The organism is Nocardia panacis (genome assembly GCF_003598715.1).
Lineage (GTDB): Bacteria > Actinomycetota > Actinomycetes > Mycobacteriales > Mycobacteriaceae > Nocardia > Nocardia panacis.
Map to the genome: position 1 here is coordinate 430,265 of NZ_QZFU01000023.1, position 24,035 is coordinate 454,299.

26 protein-coding genes are annotated in these 24,035 nt (G+C 66.8%); 9 read left to right on the top strand and 17 right to left on the bottom strand.

Going from position 1 to position 24,035, the window contains the following annotated elements; translation table 11 throughout:
- Positions 1-124 precede the first annotated feature (124 nt).
- Entirely contained in the window at positions 125-769 is a 645-nt protein-coding gene (locus D5S18_RS20840; RefSeq protein WP_147404035.1) for a hypothetical protein, read from the top strand.
- Here D5S18_RS20840 and ligD read toward each other — a convergent pair.
- The 3 genes from ligD to D5S18_RS20855 form a co-directional block, all read right to left on the bottom strand.
- Positions 737-1,708 carry a non-homologous end-joining DNA ligase gene (gene ligD, locus D5S18_RS20845; RefSeq protein WP_239003897.1) on the bottom strand — a complete coding sequence of 324 codons (972 nt, stop codon included), beginning with the start codon at positions 1,706-1,708 and terminating at the stop codon, positions 737-739. The two genes, D5S18_RS20840 and ligD, sit on opposite strands and share 33 nt — an antisense overlap.
- Positions 1,709-1,922: 214 nt before the next feature.
- Positions 1,923-2,723 (bottom strand): GNAT family N-acetyltransferase, encoded by an 801-nt coding sequence (locus D5S18_RS20850; protein ID WP_239003898.1) that lies wholly within the window; start codon positions 2,721-2,723, stop codon positions 1,923-1,925.
- A gap of 79 nt (positions 2,724-2,802) precedes the next feature.
- Entirely contained in the window at positions 2,803-3,057 is a 255-nt protein-coding gene (locus D5S18_RS20855; protein WP_439651154.1) for an SbtR family transcriptional regulator, read from the bottom strand.
- Positions 3,058-3,080: 23 nt separating this feature from the next.
- On the opposite strand from D5S18_RS20855, the gene D5S18_RS36405 reads away from it, so the two are divergent.
- Positions 3,081-3,467 carry an NmrA family NAD(P)-binding protein gene (locus D5S18_RS36405; RefSeq protein WP_439651155.1) on the top strand — a complete coding sequence of 129 codons (387 nt, stop codon included), beginning with the start codon at positions 3,081-3,083 and terminating at the stop codon, positions 3,465-3,467.
- Between the two features lie 15 nt (positions 3,468-3,482).
- On the opposite strand, the gene D5S18_RS34480 is transcribed toward D5S18_RS36405, so the two are convergent.
- Positions 3,483-3,869: a hypothetical protein gene (locus D5S18_RS34480; RefSeq protein WP_147404037.1), complete on the bottom strand. Its 387-nt coding sequence runs from the start codon at positions 3,867-3,869 to the stop codon at positions 3,483-3,485.
- Positions 3,870-4,621: 752 nt separating this feature from the next.
- A complete protein-coding gene (lexA, locus tag D5S18_RS20870) occupies positions 4,622-5,281 on the bottom strand; it encodes a transcriptional repressor LexA (RefSeq protein ID WP_120042911.1) in 660 nt (219 codons plus the stop codon).
- Between the two features lie 130 nt (positions 5,282-5,411).
- Between lexA and D5S18_RS20875 the strand changes: the two genes are divergently transcribed.
- Both D5S18_RS20875 and D5S18_RS20880 read left to right on the top strand, forming a co-directional pair.
- Complete coding sequence (locus tag D5S18_RS20875) at positions 5,412-5,642, top strand: hypothetical protein (protein WP_120042714.1); 231 nt, start codon at positions 5,412-5,414, stop codon at positions 5,640-5,642.
- A gap of 122 nt (positions 5,643-5,764) precedes the next feature.
- Complete coding sequence (locus D5S18_RS20880) at positions 5,765-5,995, top strand: hypothetical protein (RefSeq protein ID WP_120042715.1); 231 nt, start codon at positions 5,765-5,767, stop codon at positions 5,993-5,995.
- 41 nt (positions 5,996-6,036) lie between these two features.
- Here D5S18_RS20880 and D5S18_RS20885 read toward each other — a convergent pair whose 3' ends face one another.
- Entirely contained in the window at positions 6,037-6,603 is a 567-nt protein-coding gene (locus tag D5S18_RS20885) for a TetR/AcrR family transcriptional regulator (RefSeq protein ID WP_120042716.1), read from the bottom strand.
- 119 nt (positions 6,604-6,722) lie between these two features.
- Here D5S18_RS20885 and D5S18_RS20890 point away from each other — a divergent pair, with 119 nt between their 5' ends.
- Entirely contained in the window at positions 6,723-8,150 is a 1,428-nt protein-coding gene (locus tag D5S18_RS20890) for an MFS transporter (RefSeq protein ID WP_239003899.1), read from the top strand.
- 9 nt (positions 8,151-8,159) lie between these two features.
- The gene (locus D5S18_RS20895) at positions 8,160-8,591 is read left to right on the top strand and encodes a type II toxin-antitoxin system Rv0910 family toxin (protein WP_120042717.1); all 432 of its coding nucleotides are present in this window, start codon (positions 8,160-8,162) and stop codon (positions 8,589-8,591) included.
- Between the two features lie 68 nt (positions 8,592-8,659).
- Here the strand turns inward: D5S18_RS20895 and D5S18_RS20900 are convergent, their stop codons facing one another.
- The 3 genes from D5S18_RS20900 to dapA form a co-directional block, all read right to left on the bottom strand.
- A complete protein-coding gene (locus D5S18_RS20900) occupies positions 8,660-9,445 on the bottom strand; it encodes an NAD-dependent epimerase/dehydratase family protein (protein WP_120042718.1) in 786 nt (261 codons plus the stop codon).
- Between the two features lie 119 nt (positions 9,446-9,564).
- The gene (locus D5S18_RS20905; protein ID WP_120042719.1) at positions 9,565-11,109 is read right to left on the bottom strand and encodes a DHA2 family efflux MFS transporter permease subunit; all 1,545 of its coding nucleotides are present in this window, start codon (positions 11,107-11,109) and stop codon (positions 9,565-9,567) included.
- Between the two features lie 44 nt (positions 11,110-11,153).
- Positions 11,154-12,044 carry a 4-hydroxy-tetrahydrodipicolinate synthase gene (gene dapA / locus D5S18_RS20910; RefSeq protein WP_120042913.1) on the bottom strand — a complete coding sequence of 297 codons (891 nt, stop codon included), beginning with the start codon at positions 12,042-12,044 and terminating at the stop codon, positions 11,154-11,156.
- A gap of 70 nt (positions 12,045-12,114) precedes the next feature.
- Between dapA and D5S18_RS20915 the strand changes: the two genes are divergently transcribed.
- Positions 12,115-12,993 (top strand): LysR family transcriptional regulator, encoded by an 879-nt coding sequence (locus D5S18_RS20915; RefSeq protein ID WP_120042720.1) that lies wholly within the window; start codon positions 12,115-12,117, stop codon positions 12,991-12,993.
- A gap of 4 nt (positions 12,994-12,997) precedes the next feature.
- Here the strand turns inward: D5S18_RS20915 and D5S18_RS20920 are convergent, their stop codons facing one another.
- The 6 genes from D5S18_RS20920 to D5S18_RS20945 form a co-directional block, all read right to left on the bottom strand.
- Positions 12,998-14,245, bottom strand: coding sequence for a dihydrolipoamide acetyltransferase family protein (locus D5S18_RS20920; RefSeq protein WP_203236834.1), 1,248 nt, complete (start codon positions 14,243-14,245; stop codon positions 12,998-13,000).
- Between the two features lie 13 nt (positions 14,246-14,258).
- Entirely contained in the window at positions 14,259-15,242 is a 984-nt protein-coding gene (locus tag D5S18_RS20925; protein WP_203236847.1) for an alpha-ketoacid dehydrogenase subunit beta, read from the bottom strand.
- Between the two features lie 34 nt (positions 15,243-15,276).
- Positions 15,277-16,320: a pyruvate dehydrogenase (acetyl-transferring) E1 component subunit alpha gene (gene pdhA, locus D5S18_RS20930; RefSeq protein ID WP_120042722.1), complete on the bottom strand. Its 1,044-nt coding sequence runs from the start codon at positions 16,318-16,320 to the stop codon at positions 15,277-15,279.
- Between the two features lie 10 nt (positions 16,321-16,330).
- Positions 16,331-17,773: a dihydrolipoyl dehydrogenase gene (gene lpdA, locus D5S18_RS20935; protein WP_120042723.1), complete on the bottom strand. Its 1,443-nt coding sequence runs from the start codon at positions 17,771-17,773 to the stop codon at positions 16,331-16,333.
- A gap of 172 nt (positions 17,774-17,945) precedes the next feature.
- On the bottom strand, positions 17,946-19,148 hold the full coding sequence (locus D5S18_RS20940) for a PucR family transcriptional regulator (RefSeq protein WP_120042724.1): 1,203 nt from the start codon (positions 19,146-19,148) through the stop codon (positions 17,946-17,948).
- A 71-nt stretch (positions 19,149-19,219) separates the two neighbouring features.
- A complete protein-coding gene (locus D5S18_RS20945) occupies positions 19,220-19,540 on the bottom strand; it encodes a hypothetical protein (RefSeq protein ID WP_120042725.1) in 321 nt (106 codons plus the stop codon).
- A gap of 84 nt (positions 19,541-19,624) precedes the next feature.
- On the opposite strand from D5S18_RS20945, the gene D5S18_RS36145 reads away from it, so the two are divergent.
- Together D5S18_RS36145 and D5S18_RS20955 are read left to right on the top strand one after the other, a co-directional pair.
- A complete protein-coding gene (locus D5S18_RS36145; RefSeq protein WP_120042726.1) occupies positions 19,625-20,233 on the top strand; it encodes a TetR/AcrR family transcriptional regulator in 609 nt (202 codons plus the stop codon).
- Between the two features lies 1 nt (position 20,234).
- Positions 20,235-21,068, top strand: a complete 834-nt coding sequence (locus tag D5S18_RS20955; RefSeq protein WP_239003900.1) for a TIGR03620 family F420-dependent LLM class oxidoreductase — start codon at positions 20,235-20,237, stop codon at positions 21,066-21,068.
- A 59-nt stretch (positions 21,069-21,127) separates the two neighbouring features.
- Here D5S18_RS20955 and D5S18_RS20960 read toward each other — a convergent pair whose 3' ends face one another.
- Together D5S18_RS20960 and D5S18_RS20965 are read right to left on the bottom strand one after the other, a co-directional pair.
- A complete protein-coding gene (locus D5S18_RS20960; protein WP_120042728.1) occupies positions 21,128-22,489 on the bottom strand; it encodes a hypothetical protein in 1,362 nt (453 codons plus the stop codon).
- A gap of 317 nt (positions 22,490-22,806) precedes the next feature.
- A complete protein-coding gene (locus D5S18_RS20965) occupies positions 22,807-24,027 on the bottom strand; it encodes a cytochrome P450 family protein (protein WP_120042729.1) in 1,221 nt (406 codons plus the stop codon).
- Positions 24,028-24,035: the final 8 nt, after the last annotated feature.

The window sequence follows — 24,035 nt, forward strand, 5'->3', positions numbered from 1 at the left end:
GAGACTGTGGGCTATCCCGACAATCGAGAGCGATGCTCTTGCCATGGGCGTCGAACTGTGAGACTCTTGCTCTCCAGAAAGATCAATGCTCTCTGTTCTGTTTCGGATCTCGGCTGGAGTTATCGTGCATGAATCACGCGTTCGTATCGGCGCTTTGGGGCTTGCCCTGGCCGGCATCCTCTTCCTCGTCTACGAGACAGTTGCCCCGCGCACCGCGCAGAACACGCTCGAGGGGGCGGCATCCTGGACCTCGCCGGGGTGGTCGATCGGTCATGTCGCCGCCATCATCGGCCTCATCCTGATTCCGCTCGGGTGGGCCGGGCTTCGAAACACCCTGGCAGACAAGCGGACCGAACGCCTGGCCGATCTCGCGGCGACGCTCGGCCAGATCGGCTCGGCGCTGGCCATCTCGTACTACGGTGCGGAGGTGTACGGACTGCGGGCAATCGGCGCGCGTGCCGTGGCCGACGGCGACGCCTCGCTGACCGCGATCGGGGAAGACTTCCGAATGAATCCCATTGCGGCCGCGGTCTTCGCCATCGGACTGGCCCTCATCGCCGCGGCGGCGGTGCTCGCGGCTGTCGCGCTGTGGCGATCGGGCACGGTGCGGCGGTGGAGCGGCGTTCCGATGGCCACCGCCATGGTGCTGTACCTGCCGCATTTCTCACTTCCGCACGCGGCGCGTATCGGCTGGGGCGCGCTGGTGACGGTCGGTGCAGTGTGGATCGCGACCGAACTATGGCGTTCCGCTTCGCGCATGCCGGATTAGTTCCCGCTTCACCTGTCGCGGTTCTTTGTCGAGGCGGAGTCCACGCCAGGACGGGTGGCGCAGGCGGCCGTCACCGGTCCATTCGCTGAAGGACACCTCGCCGACAAGACGGGGTTCGACCCACCTGACATCGGGAACGTCGGCGTCCGTGGTTGGCGTCTTGCGTTGCAGCGGTTCGAGCCTCGCCGCCAGATCGTCGAGCGCGGATTGGGTGAAACCGGTGCCGACGTTGCCGATGCAGGTCAACTCGCCGGCGTCGGTGTAGACAGCCATCAGCAGTGAGCCGATGTGACCGGCGCGGCGCCCGGCGCCGGGTTTCCAGCCGACGATCACGATCTCTTGATCGCGAATGTTCTTGACCTTGAGCCAGTGTGGGCTGCGGCGACCGGGCAGGTAGGGACTGTCGAGGCGTTTGCAGAGGATGCCCTCGAGCCCGAGTCGTCGTGATTGGTCGACAACGGCGGCGCCGGGACCGCTGAGGCGGGGTGGCACCTGCCAGCGCGGGCCGCGCAGGTCGAGTTGTTCGAGTAGTTCTCGGCGCTGCAGGTAGGGGAGTTCGATCAGCGAGCGATCGCCGATGTGAAGCAGGTCGAAGATCAGGTAGGTGGCCGGGATCGCCGCGGCCAGGGCGCGGATGGTGGCCGGGTTGCGCTGATGCATCCGCGGTTGCAGCGCTTCGAACGAGGACCGCCCGTCCGCGGTGAGCGCCACGATCTCGCCGTCGACGACGAAGGGCGGGTCGGCGGGCGCGAGCGCGGCGAGTTCGGGCCAGGCCGCGGTGATGTTCTTGTCGTTGCGAGACAGAATGCGCAGTTCATCGGTGATGTAGCCGATGGCGCGGATGCCGTCGAATTTCACCTCGAAGTTCCACGCGGTGTCGTCGCGGGGCACGATGCCCGCCGTGGCCAGCATCGGCGCGTACCGTGGCAGCTCCGCCATCGCCGATCCTCTCGCGAACTCCTGGATCGCTCGACAATGGTTCGAATAATACCGACCGGATGGGCTCTTACTCGGTCGCGGCGAGGTAACCGACTGCGGCCTGCTCCTGGGCGAAGACGAAGTCGAACCCGCGCCACTCGCCGAATTCGACGGCGCGAGCCGGTTCGGCTGAACTCCGGTCCCGCCCACCTCTCGTTGCGGATCGAACCGAATCTCAGCTCGCCAGACTGTAGAAGTGAATCGGCGAATTGGGCACGAACCCGATCCTCCGGTACACCGGACCACCGGCGAGCGTGGCATGCAGGGTGGCGCGGGTCAGCCCGGTCGCGCGCCCGCCCTCGTGGAGCGCTTTGCGGGTCACGGCCTCGCCGTAGCCGCGGCGTTCCCAGTCCGGGTGGGTGGCGACCAGCACTACGAACAGGCGGCCCGCCGCCTCGATCGTCGCGGCGCACGCCACCGGAATCCCTTCCCGCACACCGAGATAGGCGTAGACCCCACTCTTCCACAGTGCGGAGCCGACGAGTCCCGCGCGACCGTGCGCCACTGGGAATCCGTAGGCGGAGGAGTTGAGATCCGCGTAGGCGAGCAACTGTTCGTCGGTCCGCACCCGCGTGAACGTCAACTCGGGGTGCTGCGGTTCGGGAATCGGGAGCAGATCACCCGCCATACCGGTGGCGGGGAATGCGTGTACGAGGCCCGCGCCCGCAGCCGCCTGAGGCAGCCCCGCACGGGCCTGCTCGTCGAGGAGATCCTCGAACACCCACAGGAAGCCGGGTCGCTGCTTCGAGCGCATGATGTCCACGGCCTGGCTCAAACGCTGTCGCAGCAGTTGCGGACCCGCTTCGATCTCGGTCAGCGCGACGCAGTTCCAGAACAGGAAGCGAGAATCGGCCCAGCGGACCGCGATTCCGGGGAGATCGCGCACATCGGCCCCCGCATCCCGATCGAGAACCAGGTCGCGCCACCCCGACGCCAGTTGTTCCATCGATTCGATCGAGTCCGCGAGATCCGTCACCGAGTTCCTCCGGGTTGTCGTCAACAGAGCGGTCCACGCGCACGGCATCGTATCGAAATCCCTGCCGCACCGGCGGCATTCACCGCACCCGTTTCCCTTTGGACGACGACGAAACCCGTTCGGCGACGCGCAGTCCGGCGAGCGTCACTGCGAGCAGGTCGGCGCCGGAACCGCGTTGCCGGGCGCGACGCTGCGCGGCTGCGGCGCCGATCACCAGATCCAGGACGTCGGCGACATCGAGATCCGACCGCACGGCGCCCGCCTCCTGCGCCCGCCGCAGCAGTTCGGTGAACAGTCGCACGAACTCTTCGCGAACCGCTGCGGGCACCGCGATCCCGGCGCTCGGACGACGGCGCGCTGCGCACCGCCGCCGCGCCGCATATCAATCAGCAATTCATCGCGCTGGCCGATATCGCCGCATTCGCCGCACTGGCCCTGGCGCGACCCGACGACTACCGCGGCAAAACCCTCGAACTCGTCGGCGACGTACTGACCCCACCGCAGGTAGCGGCCGAGATCAGCGCCGCCGCCGGCCATCGGGTCCCCTACATTCAGCGTCCGATCGAGGAGCTGCGGCGCATCAACGAACGATTCGCTCAGGGTTACGAGTGGCTCAACAAGGGTGACGGCTCGATCCCCTACGTCGATGTGCACGAACTGCGGGGTCTGCACCCGGATCTGATGACCATACGCACCTGGCTCAACCGCACGGGCGCGCGAATGCTGCGACCACTGTTGGGCTGAGCGCCGCAGACATATTCAGAGCGCGCCCACCGCATCGCGTACACAGTCACGGAAGTTCTTGTAGCCCACACCTCCACGGGCGGGGCTCGATTGAGCGCACTTGTAGAAAATGTTGCTGAGTTTATCGGCGGTGGGCGCTTTCCTGATCATGCACGCACGAAAATTTCGATAGCCCGTCCCCCGCCTGTTCGGACGATTGTTCTTGATGCAAGCGACTTCCGGGCGGCCCGGACCGACCCGATTTCGTACACAGCGAAAAAGGCTCGGATAGTTCTTCCCCACCTTGTCGAGGCAGACATACACGGGTTGGTCCTTCGGCCCCTTCGGCGCGGAAGCCGCCGCCGTCACGGGACCGAGAGCGAGCATCGCACATGCCGATACCAGGCAAACGAAGTATTTCATCGGGCTCCGATCTTCCATCGATGTTCGAACATGAGGCCGTTCGGCCGGACCACCACATTGCGATCCCCGCCCAGATTGCCGACCCGAGGGCACCGGCTCCCGCCTGAATCCGATCTTCGGCTTTCGCAGACTACTTATCGGCCGATACCCCATCGAGAGCGACACGCCGATGATCGGCCGGAACGCTATTGCCGCCGTTTCCGAATTCTGAGCGATCCCACCTCCGAGACCGACAAATCAGAGGTTCCAAGCCCCGCCGACGCGGCGGGCGCCGAATTCCCTTCGGCGCGCACGGACAACCACCGACCAAGCCACTAGAATTGACCGAATCCTCTGTCATCCATGCGAATTGCATTCGCAAATGCCGAACCTCCTGCCGTCACGAGGAATTCGCGATGTTCACGGATCGACTGAAATCCGCACCGCTACTCCCCCTCTATGCCGCAGGATTCGTCACCGCATTCGAATCCACCGCGGTGGGCGTAGTCCTCGCGGCCCCGCGCATCGGTGCGGGCGTTGGACCGGTCCCGCCCCTCGGCTTCACGCGCTTGGCGGCCACCGCTCCCCCAGATCGCCTCGGCCAAACCATGGGTGCCCACGGAGGTGGGCCGCGAACTCGGCGATGCGGGCGGCCCGCTCCTCGTCGGCGCGATAGCCGCCGGCACGCACCACGCCCGGCCTTGCCGGCCCTCGCTGTGCTGACACTCTGCTCGCAGGTTTCAGCGCCACCGCCCCACGTCCCCGAACCGACCTCAGATCCGACGCATGACCGAGACGACCCGCCCGAGAACGACGGCCGCATCACCATCGATCACCCCATAGGCCGGGTTGCGCGGTTCGAGGTAGGTGTGGCCGTTGCGGCGGCGGTAGACCTTGACGGTGGCCTCGTCATCGATCATGGCCGCGACGATATCGCCGGAGTGCGCCTCGTGCTGTTGGCGGACGACGACCATATCGCCGTCGCAGATGGCAGCATCGATCATGGAATCGCCGCGCACCCGCAGCGCGAACACATTGCCGCGCCCGACCAGTTGCCGGGAGAGGGTGAGCACCTCGTCGGCATGCTGCTCGGCCAGGATCGGAGTGCCCGCGGCGATATCGCCGACCACCGGCACCGGGACCGAATCACTGTCCGCGACGCGGGTTTCGGTCGACCGCAGGAACATCCGCACATCGATCGGCCGGGACACCGAACCGCTGCGCCGCAGAAATCCCTTCTCCTCCAAGCTGTTCAGATGTTTGGACACTGAGGAGGTGGAGCGCAGACCGACCGCATCGCCGATTTCCCTTGTGCTGGGCGGATATCCATACCGGACGACCCAGTCGCGAATGGTCGCGAGAATCCGCTGCTGACGCTGCGAGAGCACCGAGGTGTCAAGTTGATCGAAAGGGTCGTGGTCATATCCGGTCACCGACGGATGATATCGGCGGGGCCATCGGGCCGACACACGCCGCGCCAGGGACGCCTCGAAATGCGAGACTCGCCCTGTTGCCGGCAGGATCGGTCGACATTCGAGGTACCGACCCGAGGAGGAATTTTCCATGCGATTGGTCAGGAAAGGTGTTGTCGGACTACTGTTCGCGACCGCCGCGGTGCTGGCCGCCGGGGCCGCGCACGCCGATACCATGGTCGTCGTGACATCCCAGATGGTCTCCTGCGTGCAGCAGGCCGGAATAGAGTCACCGCAACTGAGTCTCACCAATGTCGGACGGACCGTCACCGTCTCGGAGTTGCTGTATGAACAGCTCACCGCCAAGGGCTGCCTCGCCTGACGGGCCGACATTCGCGGCCGACCGGCGCGAATGTCGCGGCTACCGGACCGATCGGCGCCGTGCCGGCAGGATCTGCACCGTAATTTGAAGTACCCAACTGCGATTCGAAGGAGGACTATCTCATGCGACTCGTCAAGACAGGTGCTTTCGCGGTGCTGCTCGCCGGTGCGTCGGTGATCGGTGCGGGCCTGGCCCATGCCAATGTGGATATCGAATTGAATGGCGGGACGGTCGCCTGCGCCATGCAGGCCAATATCTCCGCACCCCAACTGACCTTCGAGAGGGTCGGAACCAGGGTCACCCTTTCCGACTCGCTGGTCAACGAGCTGCTGGGCGCGGGCTGCGACCTCTGATGACCGGGCGGTTGCCCCGGCTGCCTGCCGAGGCAACCGCCCTACTTCCGCATCCCGTCCAGCGCCACCGCCAGCAGCCGATCCGCCGCGGCGGGCATCGTCTCGCACGCCACCCCGATCCCGTGCCCGAACCGCAACAGGTCCCGAGGTTCCAGATCCGCGCGCACCTCCCCGGACTCCTGCGTCGCCCGCAGAATGGCTCCCGCCGCATCGGTCATGATCGTCCGACACAGCATGAAGGTGTCCGAGTCGTGGTCGATCATCGACTTCAATGTCACCGCGAGACTTCGCCGTTCGATCACCCAGCGCACGTGTTCGTGCATCCACTGATCCAGCGCCGCTCCCGGCGGGAGTTGTTCGAGTAGTTCGTAGGCGCGCGCGGAGATCCCTTCGATGGCGGATCGATAGACGGCCTCGATGAGCACGTCCCGGCTGGGGAAGTGACGGTAGAGGGTGCCGGGGCCGACGCCCGCCCGGCGGGCGATCTCGTCCAGCGACCCCAGTTCCGGCCCGCGTTCGGCGAAGACGTCGCGGGCGGCCTCGAGGATCAGTCCGTAGTTGCGGCGCGCGTCGGCGCGCATCGGCCGGTCCGGCGCTGGTGTGCCCACATTTCCTCCAGTGGAAACGGATGAACTCTCCGGTTAGGGTTGCACAAACGGAGATGCTCTCCATATGCTAACCCGGTACAAGCGGAGACTGTCTCCGCTTATCGGTTCCTGGAGCATCCTTGTCTACCAACACCATTCCCGCGGACGTTCGCGCGCCCGCCACCGACCGAATTCGGCCGGGTATCGTGCTGGCCACGCTGCTGACCTGCCAGTTGATGATCGTCCTCGACATCACCGTCATGAATGTCGCACTCCCCCGCATCCACACCGACCTGCACTTCAGCACCACCGGGCTGTCCTGGGTGATGAATGCCTACTCGCTGGTCTTCGGGGGGCTGCTGCTGCTCGGCGGACGCGCGGGCGACCTGTTCGGGCGGCGCACCCTGTTCATCGTGGGGATCACCCTATTCACCCTGGCCTCACTGGTGGGCGGACTCGCCCCAACCGCACCGTGGTTGATCGGCGCGCGCATCGCACAGGGCATCGGCGGCGCGATGGCGGGTCCGAGCACCCTCGCGCTGCTCACCACGATCTTCACCGAGCCCAAGCAGCGAATCCGCGTGCTGGCGCTGTTCTCCGGCATGTCCAGCGCGGGCTTCGCGATCGGGCTCATCATCGGCGGACTGCTGACCGAGTGGTTCGGTTGGCGCTCGGCGCTTTTCATCAATGTGCCGTTCGGCGCGGCCGCAGCCGTACTCGCCCTGCGCTACCTGCCCGGTTCGGTCCGCCAACCCGCACGACTCGATCTGCCGGGCGCGTTCACCGCGACGGCGGGTATCGCCACGCTCGTCTACGGCTTCATCCACGCCGCCGCCGACGGTTGGGGCAATACCACCACCGTCCTCACACTGGCCATCGGCGCCGCACTGCTGGCCACCTTCCTGACCATCGAATTCCGTACGGCGCAACCACTGCTGCCGTTGCGCCTGTTCGCCGATCGCACCAGGGCCGCCGCCTACGCCAATATGTTCCTCGGCCCGATGGCGGGTATGTCGATGTTCTTCTTCCTCACCCAGTACCTCCAGGAAGTGCGCGCAATGAGCGCGCTGGCAACGGGTTTCGCCTTCCTGCCGACGGCTGCGCTGATGTTCGTCATGGTTCGGCTCATCCCGAGGCTGCTGCCCCGCCTCGGCCCGAAGCCGCTGACGATCACCGGGACCGTCTTGATGGGAACGGGTCTGGCCCTGCTCGCTTTGCTGCGCACCGACACCGGCTACTTCCCCATGCTGTTCGTGGCCACGGTGCTGCTGGGTTGCGGTCTCGGACTGGCCTTCTCGCCGCTGAACGTGATCATCATGTCGACCGTGCCCGCACAGGACGCGGGTGCGGCGGGCGGTGCGCTGCAAACGCTGCAGCAAACCGGATCGGCGCTCGGGCTGGCCGTGCTGGTCACCATCTTCGGCACGGCGGCACGGGCGACCACGGGCTCGCCGGAACAGGTGCTCGTCGGCGGGATCACCGCCGCTTTCACGGCCGCGGTCTGCATCGTCGTGCTGACTTTCCTGGTGGCGCTGACCTTCCCCGGCAAGACCGCCCGCACCGGTTAGCATGCGCGAGTGGCAAAGCTGAAGGTGTCCGTTGATGTGCCGATCCCGCCCGACGATGCCTGGGCGCATACCGCCAACCTCGCCGCACTCGGCGACTGGCTGACCATGCACGAGGCGTGGCGCGGCGCGGTGCCCGATGAGTTGGTCGCCGGAACCCAACTCGTCGGCATCGCCTCGGTCAAGGGCTTGCGCAATCGGGTCACCTGGACCGTGCAGGCGGCCGAACCCCCGCGCAGGCTGGTGCTGCGCGGCGCGGGCAAGGGCGGCACCAAACTCGGACTCGAACTTCTCGTCGCACCCAAGGGTTCCGGCTCGGAGGTCACCGTCGACCTCGAACTCGGCGGCGCACCGCTTTTCGGTCCCATCGGCGCGGGGGTGGCCCGCGCCGTCAAGGGCGACATCCACCGCTCGCTGGAGAAATTCGTCGCCCGCTACGCCTGAAATTTCCGCGAAACCCGCAAACGTCACATGACAGGACGGTCAGTATGCGCATCGCGCAATATTTCGGACTATTGCGGATTCGGTACACCGAGCGGAGTTTCACAGAATAGACCCCCGATAAATGGGGGCATATTCGATGACGCGGTATCGATATCGGGAGCGAATCGTTCGGCATTATCGGCGCTGCGATAGCCGATCGCTCTGGCCTCGCGCAGTGAGGCGGCGGCGCGGGTATTCGCGGACACACCCCAGATCAACCGGTAGCCGGGGTCCTTCACGGTGAGGCAGGTGTCGAGCAGATGGGCGCAGTCATCGGGTGAGAGCCACAGCGACAGATCGCGCAGGTTCGAAGGGCGTTCGGCGCAGTGGCCGATGCGCACGCACAGCACGTCCATGCCGAATCGGTGGTGGTAGAGCGCACCCAGCGCCTCGGTCGCCGCCTTGCTCACCCCGTAGTAGGTATCGGGGCGGGGAAGCGCCTCGGCGGCAATCGGTTCCGGGCCGACCGGCGCGAACCCGACGGCGTGATTGCTGGAGGCGAGTACGACACGGGAGACACCCGCGCGCCGCGCCGCCTCCAGGACCGTCCTGGCGCCATCGATATTCACCGCGAGCACCCGCTCCCAGGTGTCCTCGCGACTGATACCGCCCAGGTGCACGATGGCGTCCACCTCGACGCAGGCGGCGGCCATCGTCGCCGGATCGGTGAACGAACCGATCACCGTTTCCTCCCCCGCGGCGGGATCGGGCACCGGCCGCAGGTCCAGCAGTCGCAGCACCCGATCGGGGCGGGCCAGGCGCGGGCGGACGAGGGCGCCGATACTGCCCGCCGCACCGGTGATGAGCAGCCGCATGATCGGACCTCCCGAATGATCCGGCGCCGGAACACGATCCGGCGTCCATCGCGAGCGCGATGGACGCCGGATATCCGAACAACCCTAGTGGGTTGCCGCGAACCCACGCGGAGGTACGCCTAAACCATCATGGACGCCTCGGCGTCCTGTATAGGTGTCTTGGGTTTCGAGCGCGGCAGGAAGAACGCCGGGATCAGCGTCAGGGCGATCAGAACCACCGCGACGACGTAGGTATTTCCGAAGGCCGTCGACGCCTGCTGCAGCCCCGCGTGCAGCATATCCTCGCTGAGCTTGACGCCCGCCTGCTGCATCTTCGCCGGGTCGTGCTCGTATGCCATGGCGATACCGGCGAATTCGTGATTCTTCAACGCGTTGGTGAGCAGCACGGAGAAGGTGGCCGTACCGATCGAGCCGCCGGTCTGGTTGATGATGTTCATCAGCGTGGATCCGCGCGCCACCTGGTGATGGGTGAGCGTCTGGATCGCGGCGGTCATGATCGGCATCATGGTGCAGCCCATACCGAGACCCATGATGAACAGCGCCACCAGGATCAGCGGGTAGGAGGTGTCGGCGTGCAACTGGGTGAAGAAGGCGACGCCGATGGTGATGACCGCGATACCGGTCATGACGATCTTGCCGGGGCCGATCTTGTCCACCAGGCGCCCCGCGATCGGCATGGTGAGCATCGCACCCAGACCCTGCGGCACCAGCAGCAGACCCGCCGACATGGCCGATTCACCGCGCACCTGCTGCAAATACAGCGGAAGCAGCAGGCCGGAGCCGAAGAAGGCGGCGGCGAACATGATCATGGTGCCTGCCGCGATGCTCACCGAGCGGTTGCGGAACAGGTGCAGGTCGATCAGCGGATGTTCGGTCCGCAGCGCGTGCACCACGAACAGTGCCAGCAGCACCACGCCGATGATCGCCGGGATCAGCACCTTCGGCGCGAGCACCTTGCCCTCACCCGGAATCGAGGAGATACCGTAGAGCAGGGCCGCCAGACCCGGTGAGGCCAGCAGCATGCCGAGCAGATCGAAGGATTCGCGCGGCTCGGGATTGTCCGACGGGAAGATGGTGAAGGCCAGGATGAGCCCGATGATGCCGAGCGGCACATTGATCAGGAAGATCCACTTCCAGTCGTAGCCGATGAGCCAGCCGCCCAGGATGGGGCCACTGATCGGCCCGAGCAGCATGGGCACGCCGAGCACCGCCATAACCCGCCCGATGCGCTGCGGACCCGCGGCGCGCGTCATGATCGTCATACCGAGCGGCATGAGCAGGCCGCCGCCGAAGCCCTGCAGCACGCGGAATGCGATGAGCGATTCGATATTCCACGCCGTACTGCACAGCGCGGATCCGAGCACGAACAGGGTGATCGCCAGCATGTAGGGGCGTTTGGTGCCGAATCTGTCGGCGACCCAGCCGCTGAGCGGGATGACCGTGGCCAAGGCCAGGGTGTAGCCGGTCATCGTCCACGCGGCGACGGCGGTGGTTGTCTGGAAGGTGTCCTGGAAGGTGGGCAGCGCGATGACGACCACGCTGATGTCCAGAATCGACATGATCGAGCCGAGCACGACCACGCCCGCGATCCTGAGCACCGCGGGGTCTAGTTTGTCGCTCGCCGGGTCCTGTGCCGACGCCGCGCTATCCGGAGGATGTGTCACCGGTTCAGCCTTACATCACTCCGGCGAATTCACCAGTGCATTTTTTAATATCCGGCGGTCGAAAATTCGTCGAGGGCGATGAGAGCGGCCTCCGCGGCATTTTTACCGGCAGGTAACAATGGCAGTCGCACGGTCGGCGCGGGAATTCGGCCGCCAACCGCGAGAACGGATTTGATGACGGTCGGGTTCGGTTCGGCGAACAGTGCGGCCGAAAGTGCGGACAGGCGATGACCGAGCGCGCGCGCCTCGTCGACCCGCCCTTCCCGCCAAGCGCGAATCAGTTCGGCGAACGACGCCGTGGCGACCGCCGACGAGGCCAGAATGCCGCCCGCGCCACCGAGGGCCAGCAGCGGGGTCAGATACAGATCGTCACCGGCGAGGACCGCGAAATCCGCTGGCCGCCTGCGCATCAGCTCGATCGTGGTGTCGTCGATCGCGCCGACCGCGTGCTTGACGCCGACGATATTGGGGTGTGCCGCCAATTCCAGGAGGGTGTCGGCACTCAGGGTGCGGCCCGTGCGATAGGGAATGTTGTAGACGATCAGCGGCACCGGGCTCTGGTCCGCCATGGCGTGGAAGTGGGCGATCACGCCCGCCTCCGAGGGGCGGGTGTAGTACGGAACCACGGTGAGCGCGGCCGCGATTCGCCCGTCCAGGGCGGTGACGGCCTCGATCGAAGCCGCCGTGGCATTGGAACCCGCACCGACGATGAGCGGCGCGTCGAACTCGGCGCAGACCCGCGCGCAGATCTCGAGAACCCGAGCCCGCTCCGGTGAGGTGAGGGTGGCCGGTTCGCCGGTGGTGCCGAGGGCGACCAATCCGGTCGCACCGTCGCACAGGTGGGATCGCGCCAAGGTTTCCAGCGCGTCGGGCGCGAAGGCGCCGTCCTCGGTGAACGGGGTGACCAGCGGGACGAAGAGACCTGCGAGCGTCATGGTTTCAGCCTCGCCCGCCCGAATCATCAGGTCCAGTTCACAAATCTGTGGTCGAGCATAAGGTGGACTGATGCTTGACATTCGCAGACTGCGGTTGCTGCGCGAATTGGCCCAGCGGGAGACCATTGCCGCCGTCGCCGCCGCCCTCAACTACACGCCGTCTGCCGTCTCCCAGCAGTTGACGGCGCTGGAGCGGGAGGCGGGCGTCCCACTGCTCGAACGCACCGGCCGACGGGTGCGGCTGACCCCGGCCGCCCGCACCCTCGTCGGCCATGCCGAGACCATTCTGGCCGTCCTCGAACAGGCCACCGCCGAACTCGCCGACGCCCGCACCCAACTCACCGGCGCGCTGCGGATCGGCGCGTTCCCCACCGCCGTGCGCACCATCGTCTCCCCCGCCCTCGTCGCGCTCAGCTCTGCCCATCCGCGCCTGGAACTGTTCGTCTCCGAACTGGATCCGGCACTGGCCCCCGGCGCGCTGCGCGCGGGAACCCTCGATATCGCCCTGGTCCAGGACTACGACTACGTCCCGGTCGAACCCGATCCGGCCCTGGATACCGAACCCCTGCTCACCGAAACCATCTATCTCGCCGCACTTTCCACCGAATCGCTCCCCGCACACCGCGATTCGCCGTGGATCGCGAGCACGCCCGAGACCCTGTGCCACACCATGACCGTAAGAGCCTGCCAGGCAGCGGGATTCACGCCGCGAATCCGCCACCACGCCGACGATTTCGGCACGGTGCTCGCCTTGGTGGCGGCGGGCCAAGGCGTCGCACTCGTCCCCGAACTCGGCATCGCTCACCCGCCGCCCTCCCTCACGCTGACACCGCTGCCGACCAGCCGCCGCACCCACCTCGCCTACCGCCGAGGCACCGCCGACCATCCGGCTATCCGTGCCGCCCGATCGGCACTGCATCGGACGGTGGAAGGTACGTATGTCGCGTGAGAAGTTACGTGACGATACGCAGCGGGTGCTCCATGATGCCGCGCAACTGTTGCAGGAAGCGGGCGCCGGTCGCACCGTCGACGGCACGATGATCGGCCGACAGGGTGACGCGCAGGATCTTGCGGGCCACCACTTCGCCGTCGGCCAGACGCAGTTCGTCGGTGGCCGCACCCACGGCGAGGATGGCGGCCTCCGGCGGGTTGATGACGGCGGCGAACTGTTCGATCCCGAACATGCCGAGGTTGGAGATGGTGAAGGTGCCGCCGGTCATCTCGTCGGCCTTCAGTCGGCCCGCGCGGGCGCGCTCGGCCTTCTCGACCGTCTCGACGGCGATCTCGGAGACGCCCTTGCGATCGGCGTCCCGGATCACCGGCACCACGAGTCCGGCGGGCACCGCCACCGCGACACCCAGATGAACACCGTTGTGCCGCAGTAATTTATCGCCCGCGAAGGAGACGTTCACCGCCGGTTCGGCACGCAGCGCGGCGGCCACCGCCTTGACGATCAGGTCGTTGACGCTGACCTTGTGTTTGCCCGCCGCCTCGAGGGTCTTGTTGATCTCGGCGCGGAAGCCCAGCAGGTCGGTGACATCGATCGCGCTGGTCAGGTAGAAGTGCGGGGCCTGCTGTTTGCTCTCGGTCAATCGCTTGGCCGCCACGCGTTGCAGCGTGCTGAGCGGTTCCTCGATGTAGTCGCCCGCTGCCACCGGACGGGTGGCGGTTTCGGCTACCTGCGCCGGAATCGCCGCGGCTTGCGCCGCAGCCGCGCCCGCGCCGTGGGCGGATTCCACATCGCTGCGAATGATTCGTCCACCGGGGCCGCTGCCGGGCACCTGAAGCAGATCGACACCCAACTCGGCGGCGATCTTTCGTGCCAGCGGTGAGGACTTCGGCCGCCCGTCGCGTGCGAGAACCTGTTGTGCCACAACGGGTTCGGAATCGACCACCGTTTCGGGCACGGCAGAACCATCGGGGGCGGCCCCGGCGCCCGCCACGGGAGCGGTGTCCCCGATCCGACTCCCGTCCCCGACGAGCGCGATCGGCGTCCCGATCGGCACCCGACTTCCCGGCTCGGCGAGGATGCGCTCCAGCACCCCGTCGTCGTAGGCCTCCAATTCCATGAGGGCCTTGTCGGTTTCGATCTCGGCGAGGATCTCCCCGCGCACGACCTTGTCGCCGACCTGTTTGAGCCAGGTGACGACGACGCCGTCCTCCATGGTGTCGGAGAGCCTGGGCATGGTGATCTCGGGCATATCTGTCCTCGTTTCAGCGCCGCTTGCCCACGGCGGCAAGGGTTTCCAGGGCGGCGGCGTGCAGGGAGTCGGCCGACGGCAGGGCGATCTGCTCGAGCGGTTTGGCGTAGGGCAGCGGCACCTCGGCGGCGGCCACCCGGCGCACGGGCGCGTCGAGGTAGTCGAACGCGCCGTCGGAGATCGTCGCGGCGACCTCCGCGCCGATACCGTAGGTGAGCCAGTCGTCCTCGGCGACCACGGCGCAGCCGGTTCTGCGGACCGAGGCGACGAGGGTGTCGCGGTCCAGTGGACGCAGGCTGCGCAGGTCGATCACCTCGGCGGAGATGCCGGAGGCGGCCAGCCTTTCGGCGACCTGGGTGGCCACCGTCGCCATGCGCGAGTAGCCGATGAGGGTGATATCGGTTCCCGGCCTGGTGATGGCCGCCTTGCCGATCTCGGCGGGCGGAAGGTCGTCCGGCACTTCGCCTTTGGTGTTGTAGAGGGCGAGGTTCTCCAGGAACAGCACCGGGTCGTTATCGGTGATGGCGGCGCGCAGCAGCGCGCGCGCGTCGGCGGGCGTGCTGGGCGCGACGACCTTGAGACCGGGCACGAACGCGTAGTAGAGCTCGATATTCTGCGAATGCGTCGCACCGAGTTGCTGTCCGCCGCCGCCCGGTGTCCTGATGACCATCGGCACGCTGGTCTGTCCGCCGAACATGCCGTAGATCTTGGCGGCGTGGTTGACGATCTGGTCCAGGGCGAGCAGGGAGAAGTTGATCGTCATGATCTCCACGACGGGTCGCAGCCCGAGCATGGCGGCGCCGATGGCCGCGCCGACGAAACCTTCTTCGGCGATCGGGGTGTCGCGGACCCGCTTGGGGCCGAATTCGGCGAGCATTCCGGCGGTGATCTTGTAGGAGCCCTCGAAGATCCCGATCTCCTCGCCCATGAGGAAGACGTCTTGGTCGCGACGCATTTCCTCGCGCAGAGTTTCGCGCAGCGCCTCGCGGTAGGTGATGACAGGCACGGTTGTCCTTTCGCGTCCGGCGCGGTCAGAAGAGCGGATCGGCGGGGAGCCTGGGGGAAACCCCGGCCACGGGCGTGGCGTAGGTGTAGTCGAACAGGCTCGACGGCTCCGGATGCGGACTGGCGTCGGCGAAGGCCACGGCCGCGTCGACCCCGGCCTCCACCTCGCGCGCCAACTCCTCGGCGCTCGTCTCGTCCAGCACGCCCGATTCGATCAGCTCCGCGCGCAGCCGAACCACCGGATCGGATTCGCGGGCGGCGCTGACATCCGCGCCGCTGCGGTATTTGGCCGGGTCGACCACCGAGTGGCCCTTGAGCCGATGGCTGATGGCCTCGAGCAGCGCCGGTTTCCCGTCGCGCCGAGCGGTTTCCACCAGGTCGGTGGCGATATCGCGGACGGCGAGCACATCGGTGCCATCCACCTGCTCCCCGCGCATCCGATAGGAGGCGGCGCGCTTGTAGAGGTCGGGTTCGGCCGAGGACGCCTCGACGGTGGTGCCCATCCCGAGCTGGTTGTTGATGACGATGAAGACCACGGGCAGGTTCCAGAGCGCCGCGATATTCAGCGACTCGTGGAACGCGCCGATATTCGTCGTCCCATCGCCCATCTGACACACGACTACGTCATCGCCGCCGCGGTAGTCGATGGCCAGTGCCGCGCCGACCGCCAGGGGCAGTTGGCCGCCGACGATGCCGTAGCCGCCGAGTAGGCGGGTCGCGGTGTCGAACATGTGCATGGAACCGCCCCAGCCCTTGGAGGTTCCGGTGCTGCGGCCATACAGCTCGGCCATGACCCGACCCGGTTCGATGCCCTTGGCCAGGGCGTAACCGTGCTCGCGGTAGTTGGTGAACAGGTAGTCGGTCGGGCGCATGGCCGCGCCGACGCCGACCACCGTGGCCTCCTCACCCAGGTTGAGGTGGCAGTAGCCGCCGATCTTGGCCTGGGCGTAGCCCTGTGCGGTGCGCTCCTCGAAGCGGCGCACGAACAGCATGTCCCGGTAGTAGCCGCGCAGGGTCTGCGGATCCTCGGCGGCGAAAAGGTGTGGCGCGCGGTCGATTGTCTCGGTCATCGAATCCTCCTCAACGCTTTCGCGGGGCGATGTGCACGGGCAGGCCGAGCGCGGTCAGCGCGGCCTCCATCCCGATCTCGCCGAGGGTGGGGTGGGCGTGGATGGTGTCGGCCAACTCGTCGAGGGTGGCCTCCAGCGCGATGGCCAGCGCGCCCTCGGTGATGAGGTCGCTGGCCGACGGGCCGATGATGTGCACCCCGAGCACCTCGCGGTGCCGGGCGCCCGCGACGATCTTCAGGAATCCCTCGGTGTCACCGAAGGATTGGGCGCGGCCCAGCGCGGCGAACGGGAATCGGGCGGTGATCACCTCGTGCCCGGCGGCGCGGGCGGCGGCCTCGGTCAGACCGACACTGGCGATCTCCGGATGGGTGAAGGTGGCCGCGGGGATGGCGGCGTAGTCGATCCGAACATCGTGTCCGGCAATGACATCCGCCGCCGTCAGGCCCTGGTGCGAGGCGACGTGCGCCAGCAGCGCGCGGCCCGTCACATCGCCGATGGCGTGCACGTGCGGCACACCGGTCCGCAGTTGGTCGTCGACGGGGATGAAACCCCGCGCGTCCGTGACGATTCCGACCGCAGCCAAACCCAGGTCGGCGGTGTTGGGTTTACGGCCGACACCGACCAGCACCACATCGGCCTCGATCTCGCGCGCCTGCGGTCCGGCCACGGTGACCCGCAGACCTTCGGCGATGGCCGTGACCGTCGCGCCGGTGAGCACGGTGATACCGCGCTTGGTGAACGAACGGCCCAGTGCGGCACCGATATCGGCATCCTCGGCGGGCACCAGCCGGTCCTGCATCTCGACAATGGTGACTTCGCTGCCGAAGGTGGCGAACAGGCTCGCCCATTCGGCGCCGACCGCGCTGCCGCCGACGATGACAATGCGCCCCGGCACCTCGGTCAGTCCGAACGCGCCGTCGGAGGTGATGACGCCGGGCAGGTCCGCGCCGGGAATCGGCAGGCGGGCGGGCACCGAGCCCGTCGCGATGATCACGTCCTTCGCCGAAGCCTTGTCCAGCAGTTCACCGGGTGCGGCGGCGTAGCGGGGACCGTATTCGCCGATGGGCGACGGACCGTTCTCGAAAATGTCGACGCTCAACGGTCCGGTGAAGCGGGCGTGCCCGGACAGCACGGTGACCCCATTGGCGGCGAGCAGACCCGCGACGCCATCGGTCAACTGCTTGACGATGCCGTCCTTGCGCTGCCGCACGGCCGGGTAGTCGAAGCGAACGTTCTCCGCGTGCACGCCGAATTCGGCGGCGGCGCGCACGGTTTGGTAGACCTCGGCGGAACGCAGCATCGCCTTGGTCGGAATGCAACCCCAGTTCAGGCACACACCACCGGGGCGCTCTTTCTCCACCAGACCCACCGACAGACCACGCTGGGCGGCGCGGATGGCGGCCACATATCCGCCCGGTCCACCACCGACCACCAGCAGATCGAATTCCGGCACTCGTGGTGCTCCTCAATCTCGAAATGATTCGCCCGCGCCGTGGTTGTGGCGCGGACCATGTCGGATGAGTGTCGCGCGCCGAGAATGCACACACAATGCCCGCAAAGCCCAGGATTCACCGCCCCAAAATGGGCGCTGCGCCCAATCTGTACTCGAAAGTAGGCGGCTCGACTCAGCGCGAGCCGGTCAGGCCGAGCGCCGTGAGAGCGAGCGTCATTTCGAGGTAAACGCGCTGGCCATCGAGCGATCGACCGAGCAGGGTCTCCATGCGCTGCAAGCGATTCAACACGGTGTTGCGGTGACAGTGCAGGCGCAGCGCGGCATTGGCGGCCGAGCAGTTGTAGGTCAGCCAGGCGGCGAGGGTTTCCAGCAAGACATCGCGATCCTTGGCGGGCAGCGCCAAGACCGGACCGAGAGCGTATTCGGTCAGCAGTCGGGTCAGATCCGGGGAGCGGACCAGCAGCGCCTCCGGATAGCGCTCGTCGAGCGCGGCGAGTTCGACGGCGTCCTCGGGCACCGTCTCCAGCGCGACGAGCGCCAACTCGTGCGCCGAATCCACCTGGGCGAGAACAGGAACCGCGGGCGAGCAGGCCGCGCGTCCGCGAATCAGCTCGCGCAGCCGCAGCAGGACGGCCGATTGATCGCGATGTTCCAGCGCGATCACGCCGATCGTATTGTCCACCCTGCTGTGCCAGAGCGAGCGAATCCCCAACGCCGCCAACACCGTTTCCGCACCGGGCAGCACCGGCGCGCCATCGAGCGGGGCCGCCGTGGCCACCACCAGATACGCGCCGTGTGCGGGCAGATTCAATTCGCGCGCGGCCTGCGCGGCGAAGGCCGGATCGTGCGCGCGACCCGCCAGCAGATCCTCGATCAGGGCATGCCTGCGCCGCTCGTCCCGACGCACCTGCTCCAGCTGGGTATTTCGATACGAGGTGGACAGTGCCGAGGACAAACCGTCGATCACCGTCCACATCGCCGTTCCGGTCTCCCGAATTTCCTGCGGGCCGATTCCGACCGTTTCGGCATTGTCCAGCAACGCTTCCCAGACAATGCCGCCGCCGAGCCGGAAAGTGCGCAGCATCGCCTCCATCGGCACGCCCTGTTCGGCGCGCAACCGTCCGATGGCGGCGGCGACATCATCGCGATCCGGATCGACCGCGGCGCCGGTCAACACATCGAGAATTCGGGTCAGGTAGCGCCGACAGCCATCCCGCAGATCCGCGCGCGCCACCGCCGAATAGTCGGTCCATTCCGGATTGTCGGTGAAGATCGCCGTCAGCAACCGCCGGGTCAGCACCGGGACCTGCCCCCGACACACCTCGGCCAACCTCCGGGTTCCCGGCGTGAACAGCGGTGTGCGCGGTGCGGCCATCCACCCGACGCTACCCAATGGGCGCGCTATCGGCGCAGCGCCCTTGAACCGCGCACGGCCGGAGGTGCGCCTCAGGCCGCCGCGCGCGGCGGATTGGTCAGTTTCAGGGCGGAATTCAGCCGGAACGCTCCGCCCAGCCCATGGAACACCGCCATCACCAGAGCTCCGATCAGGCCGCTGAAGAATGCCGCCGCCATGTGGGTCGGAATATCCGCCCAATACCCGAAGGCGACCGCCAGCCCGATCCCGAGGGTTCCGGCCACCGAGTTGCGCAGCGCGGAATTCCCCCACACGTTCGGGAACTGTTCTCCCACTATACCTTTGACGAAATGCGGAATCGCATTCGCACCCATGAGTCCGGCCAGTGCCGAGAGCAGGATCGTATGCCACACGACGGATCACCTTCTATTCAGTCAACAGTGTTGACTGAGATTAGTCGCGCCGGATCGCTTCAGTCAACATCGTAGACTGACCGCATGAGTCCCGAATCCGGCAACCGCGCCGAACAACGCCGCCGCACCGAGTCGCGCATCCTGCGCGCGGCCCGCCGCCAATTCGCCGCGGCCGGCTTCGAGGCCACCACCATCCGCGCCATCGCCGCCGAGGCCGAGACCGATCCCGGCCTCGTCATGCGCTACTTCGGTGCCAAGGCAGACCTTTTCGCCAAGGTCGCGGGCGTCGAACCCGACGCCGAGATCAGCGGAACCCCCTCCGAAGCCGCCGAACAACTCCTGGCCGCCCTCACCCACAAACTCGAAGAACAACCGCTCGACGCACTCGCCGCCCTGCGCGCCATGTTCACCCACCCGGCGGCCGCGACCGAAATCCAGGCCGCCATGTCCGCCCGCCAAACCCAGGCCGCCGCCCACCTCTCCCCCGACGACGCCGACCTGCGCGCCGCGCTGATCAGCGCCTTGACCCTCGGCACGGTCCTGTCCCGCCATCTCCTGCGACTCCCCGCCCTCGACACCGCCACTCCCGACCGAATCGCCGCCCTCCTGCGCCCGGCGTTCCACCATCTCGCATACGGCACCCCCCGGAATGCGGAGGGCCGGTGGGATGTTCGGGATTCATATGACGAATGACATGTTCGGCAAGTTTGGCGTGTGGCTGATGTACCCGGCGATCACCGGGCCGCTGGTGCGCGAGTTGGAGGAGTTGGGGTACGGAACCATCTGGGTCGGCGGGTCGCCCGCCGGGGACTGGCAGGGGTATGAGGAGTTGCTCGCGGCGAGCGAGTCGATCGTGGTCGCGCCGAGCATCGTGAATGTCTGGGCCTCGCCCGCGAAGGCGGCGGCCGAAACGTATCACCGTCTGGCGGAACGGTTTCCCGGTCGGTACCGGTTGGGCATCGGGGCGGGGCATCGGGAGCACACCGATGTGTATCGCAAGCCGTACGACGCGCTGGTCGAATATCTGGACGAGTTGGACGCCGCCGGAGTCCCCAAGGAAGGGCGACTGCTCGCAGCACTCGGGCCTCGGGTCGCGGCACTGGCGGCCGAGCGCACGGGCGGCCTCCTCCCGTACTTCGTGCCCACCGCGCACACCGCCGCCACCCGCGCCGCCATCGGATCCGATCCGCTCCTCGCGCCCGAACACAAGTTCGTCCTCGGCGCCGATCCGCAGGCCGCCCGCGCCATCGCCAGGGACACCGTCACCCTCTATCTGGGCCTGACCAACTACGTCCAGAATCTGCGGCGCTTCCCCTACACCGAGCAGGATCTCACCGCGCCCGGCACCGACCGGATCACCGATGACGTCGTCGCCCACGGCACCCCCGAGCAGGTCGCCGACAAGCTGATCGAACACCTGCGGGCCGGCGCCGATCACGTCGCCGTTCAGCCTCTCGGCAGCGACCCGATCTCCGCCCTGCGCACCCTCGCGCCGGTACTTGCCGAGCGAGCGGCCGCGCTCGGCTGATCAGTGTCCGTGCGCAGGCCGCGCGCCCAATTCCTGCCCAAGCCTGATTGCCTGACTACTCAACAAAAGTCGGGATCTCGAACAATCTCCAAACCGTGCGTCAGAATGCGGAACCGGATCGCATCGGACGCCGCGCCACCAGGCAGATCGATGTGGACGGAGAGATTAGGAGGCAGGGGCAGGAGCTGGGCGAGGAACGGGAACGACTCGCACAGTTCCCAGATCGGCCTGGCGTTCTCGGCGGCGTGGTCGTGTTCTCGGTCGCAGGTCAGCGTCCAGCCGCTGAACCGGGAAAGGCCGTCCTCCTCGGCACGAGCGAACACCAGCGCCGAGGTCGTCTCGTTCACACACCAGCCGACCCGGACCTGCTGATGGTCGGCCGGGAACTGGAGCCAATCGTCGGGCGCCCCCATTGAGCGCAGGAAGCGGCGCTGCCGCGATTGTTCACGCAGGGTGTTGTCCACCTGTTCGGACCACTCGTTGCCAGGGAGGCGTTCCTGGAGGCCGATGAATCCATCGGGTCGGTCGATCAACCGCAATGTTCGCGCACCGCACTGGATGGTTTGCCCTGCGGTGAACCGGAACCCCTCCTCGCAGATCCGGTATTGGATATCGTCGAGCACCCAGCTGACATCACCGGCGGCCGGATCATTCACTCGCGCAACGACATCCGGCAACCCTGCCGACTCACCCACCGAGGTCCGGCAGTGCCCCGGAGCGAATTCCCACAGCGCACGGCGGATCCAAGGAAATTGGTGCCCGAGTTCGGGAAACCACGTCGGCTGACCGGAATTCAGTAGCTCCTCCTGATACCACGCATGAACCGCGATGACTCCATCCGGCGATTCCGGTGGCTGGAAGGACACTCGTCCGCGGTCGGGCAACCGAAGAAACTGCGCCGCGGACGGGCAGGCCGCCACCACCTCGGACAATGGCGGATAGGTCAGATCTCGATGTTCGTGCGCCGTACCGCAGAAGACTCGCCAACCCGAATGACCCTTCCAGGAGCTGTCGACCTTGCGATCGAGGATGATCGACTCCGACTCCAGCGCGCAGGGTTGGATGATGGCCAGATCGGATTCGTGCAGCCAGTCTTGGGATATCGGGAGACCGAGCCTGTCACAGGCGTTCAACTGCGCCACGTGTTCGGCAAGCGTTTGGTCGACCTGTTCGGTCCACTCCCCCGACTCGGTTCTTTCCTCGAATCCGAGCGTGTCATCGTCGCGGGCGACAATTCGCAGGCCCCGCATGCCGAGCGGAACCGGGTGCCCCGGCTCGAACCAGCGTCCGCCCTGTACAGCTTTCTCCAGGAGCGGCAGGAACGCGAGCACTAGGCCGGTTTTCTGCATGGAGGCATCCGACAACGTCGCCGTGAATTCGGCATGCCCCTTCTCGACACACCTCGTGGTACGAATTCGCATTGCTGGACCGACTCCTCCCTTGTCGCGCAAGATCCTGTCACAGTGTCGAGACCGACCGATTCACACGACTGGGAACGCCGCGAGCCGATCCCGTTGTGTCACATGAATACAAACCGGCTTCCCACCCATGGCGGGACTACCCTCCGGCGACACCGCGGATTCGGGCATACTCGATCGACAGTCCAGTAGCGGATAGCTGTCGACGACGACCACGGAAGGCGATCCCCTCAGTGCCGCAGCATGATTGGCGAGCCCGACAAGCTCGAGATCGGATGCTGCCCGGCGGGTCGACTCCACACCGGGCGGCAGGTCCGGGACTACTCCCCCAATGTCACCGGCACTCGCCGATGACCATTCGAAATAAAGCTCGGCACCGCCCCGAGCTCCGAAACATCCACCGCCAGACCCATATTCGGGAATCGCTCGAACAGCGCGGGCAGGGCCAGCTCGGCCTCCAGTCGAGCCAGCGGCGCGCCGAGGCAGTGGTGCGCCCCGTAGCCGAAGGCCACATGCTCCTTGTTGGGGCGCGTGGGGTCGAAGACATCGGCGGTGTCGCCGTGGATCTTCGGGTCGCGGTTGGCGGCGGCGTAGGAGGCCAGGATCGGATCGCCCTTGGCGATGCGGATCCCCTCGCCCAGCTCCAGATCGTCGGTGGCGAAGCGCAGCGGCAGATGGGCCACCGGAGCCTCGTAGCGCAGCGACTCCTCGACGATATCCGACCAACTCACCTGTCCAGCAAGGACTTTCGCGCGCTCGACCGGTCGGGTCAGCAGCGCGGAAATCGCCTGATCGAGCAGGTTGACGGTGGTCTCATGGCCCGCGCTGATCACCAGCAGCAACGTATCGATGAGTTCCTGCTCGGTGAGCTGCGCCCCCTCGTCCGCAGGCGCGACGAGCAGGCTGGTCATATCGTCGCCGGGATGTTCGCGACGGAAGGCGACCAACTCGGTGAGAATGCGGTACATCTCCAGATAGTTGGCCTGCGACTCCTCCGGGGTGAGCGAGGTGTCGAAGATGCCGTCCACACAGGTGCGCAGGCCCGGATTCAGTTCCTCCGGCACACCCATCAACTCACTGATCACCCGAATCGGCAGCGGATAGGCGAAACCCTCACGCAGATCGACGATTCCGTCGCGGCGGGCCGTCGCAGCCAACTCGTCGAGCAGTTCGGCGGTGATGGCGGCGATACGCGACCGCAGCGCCTCCGTGCGCCGGGCAGTGAACGCGGGGGCCACCAGCTTGCGCAGCCGTCGATGGTCCGCACCGTAGGCGGTGAACATATTGCTGACCGCCACCCACAGGAACAGCGGCCAATCCGGCGGTATCTCCCCGGCCATGAAGGCGGGCCAATGCTGTTTGGCATCCTTGGACACCCGCGAATCCACCAGCAATCCCTTGAGCAGCGCCTGATCGGTGATCGACCACGCCCGCACGCCGCCGGGCAACTCCACCAGCGCGGCCGCGCCGCGCTCCCGAATCCGCACGGATTCGCCCTGAATATCGGTTCCGGTCGGATCGAGAACCAGGGGATGATCCATCGGAATCT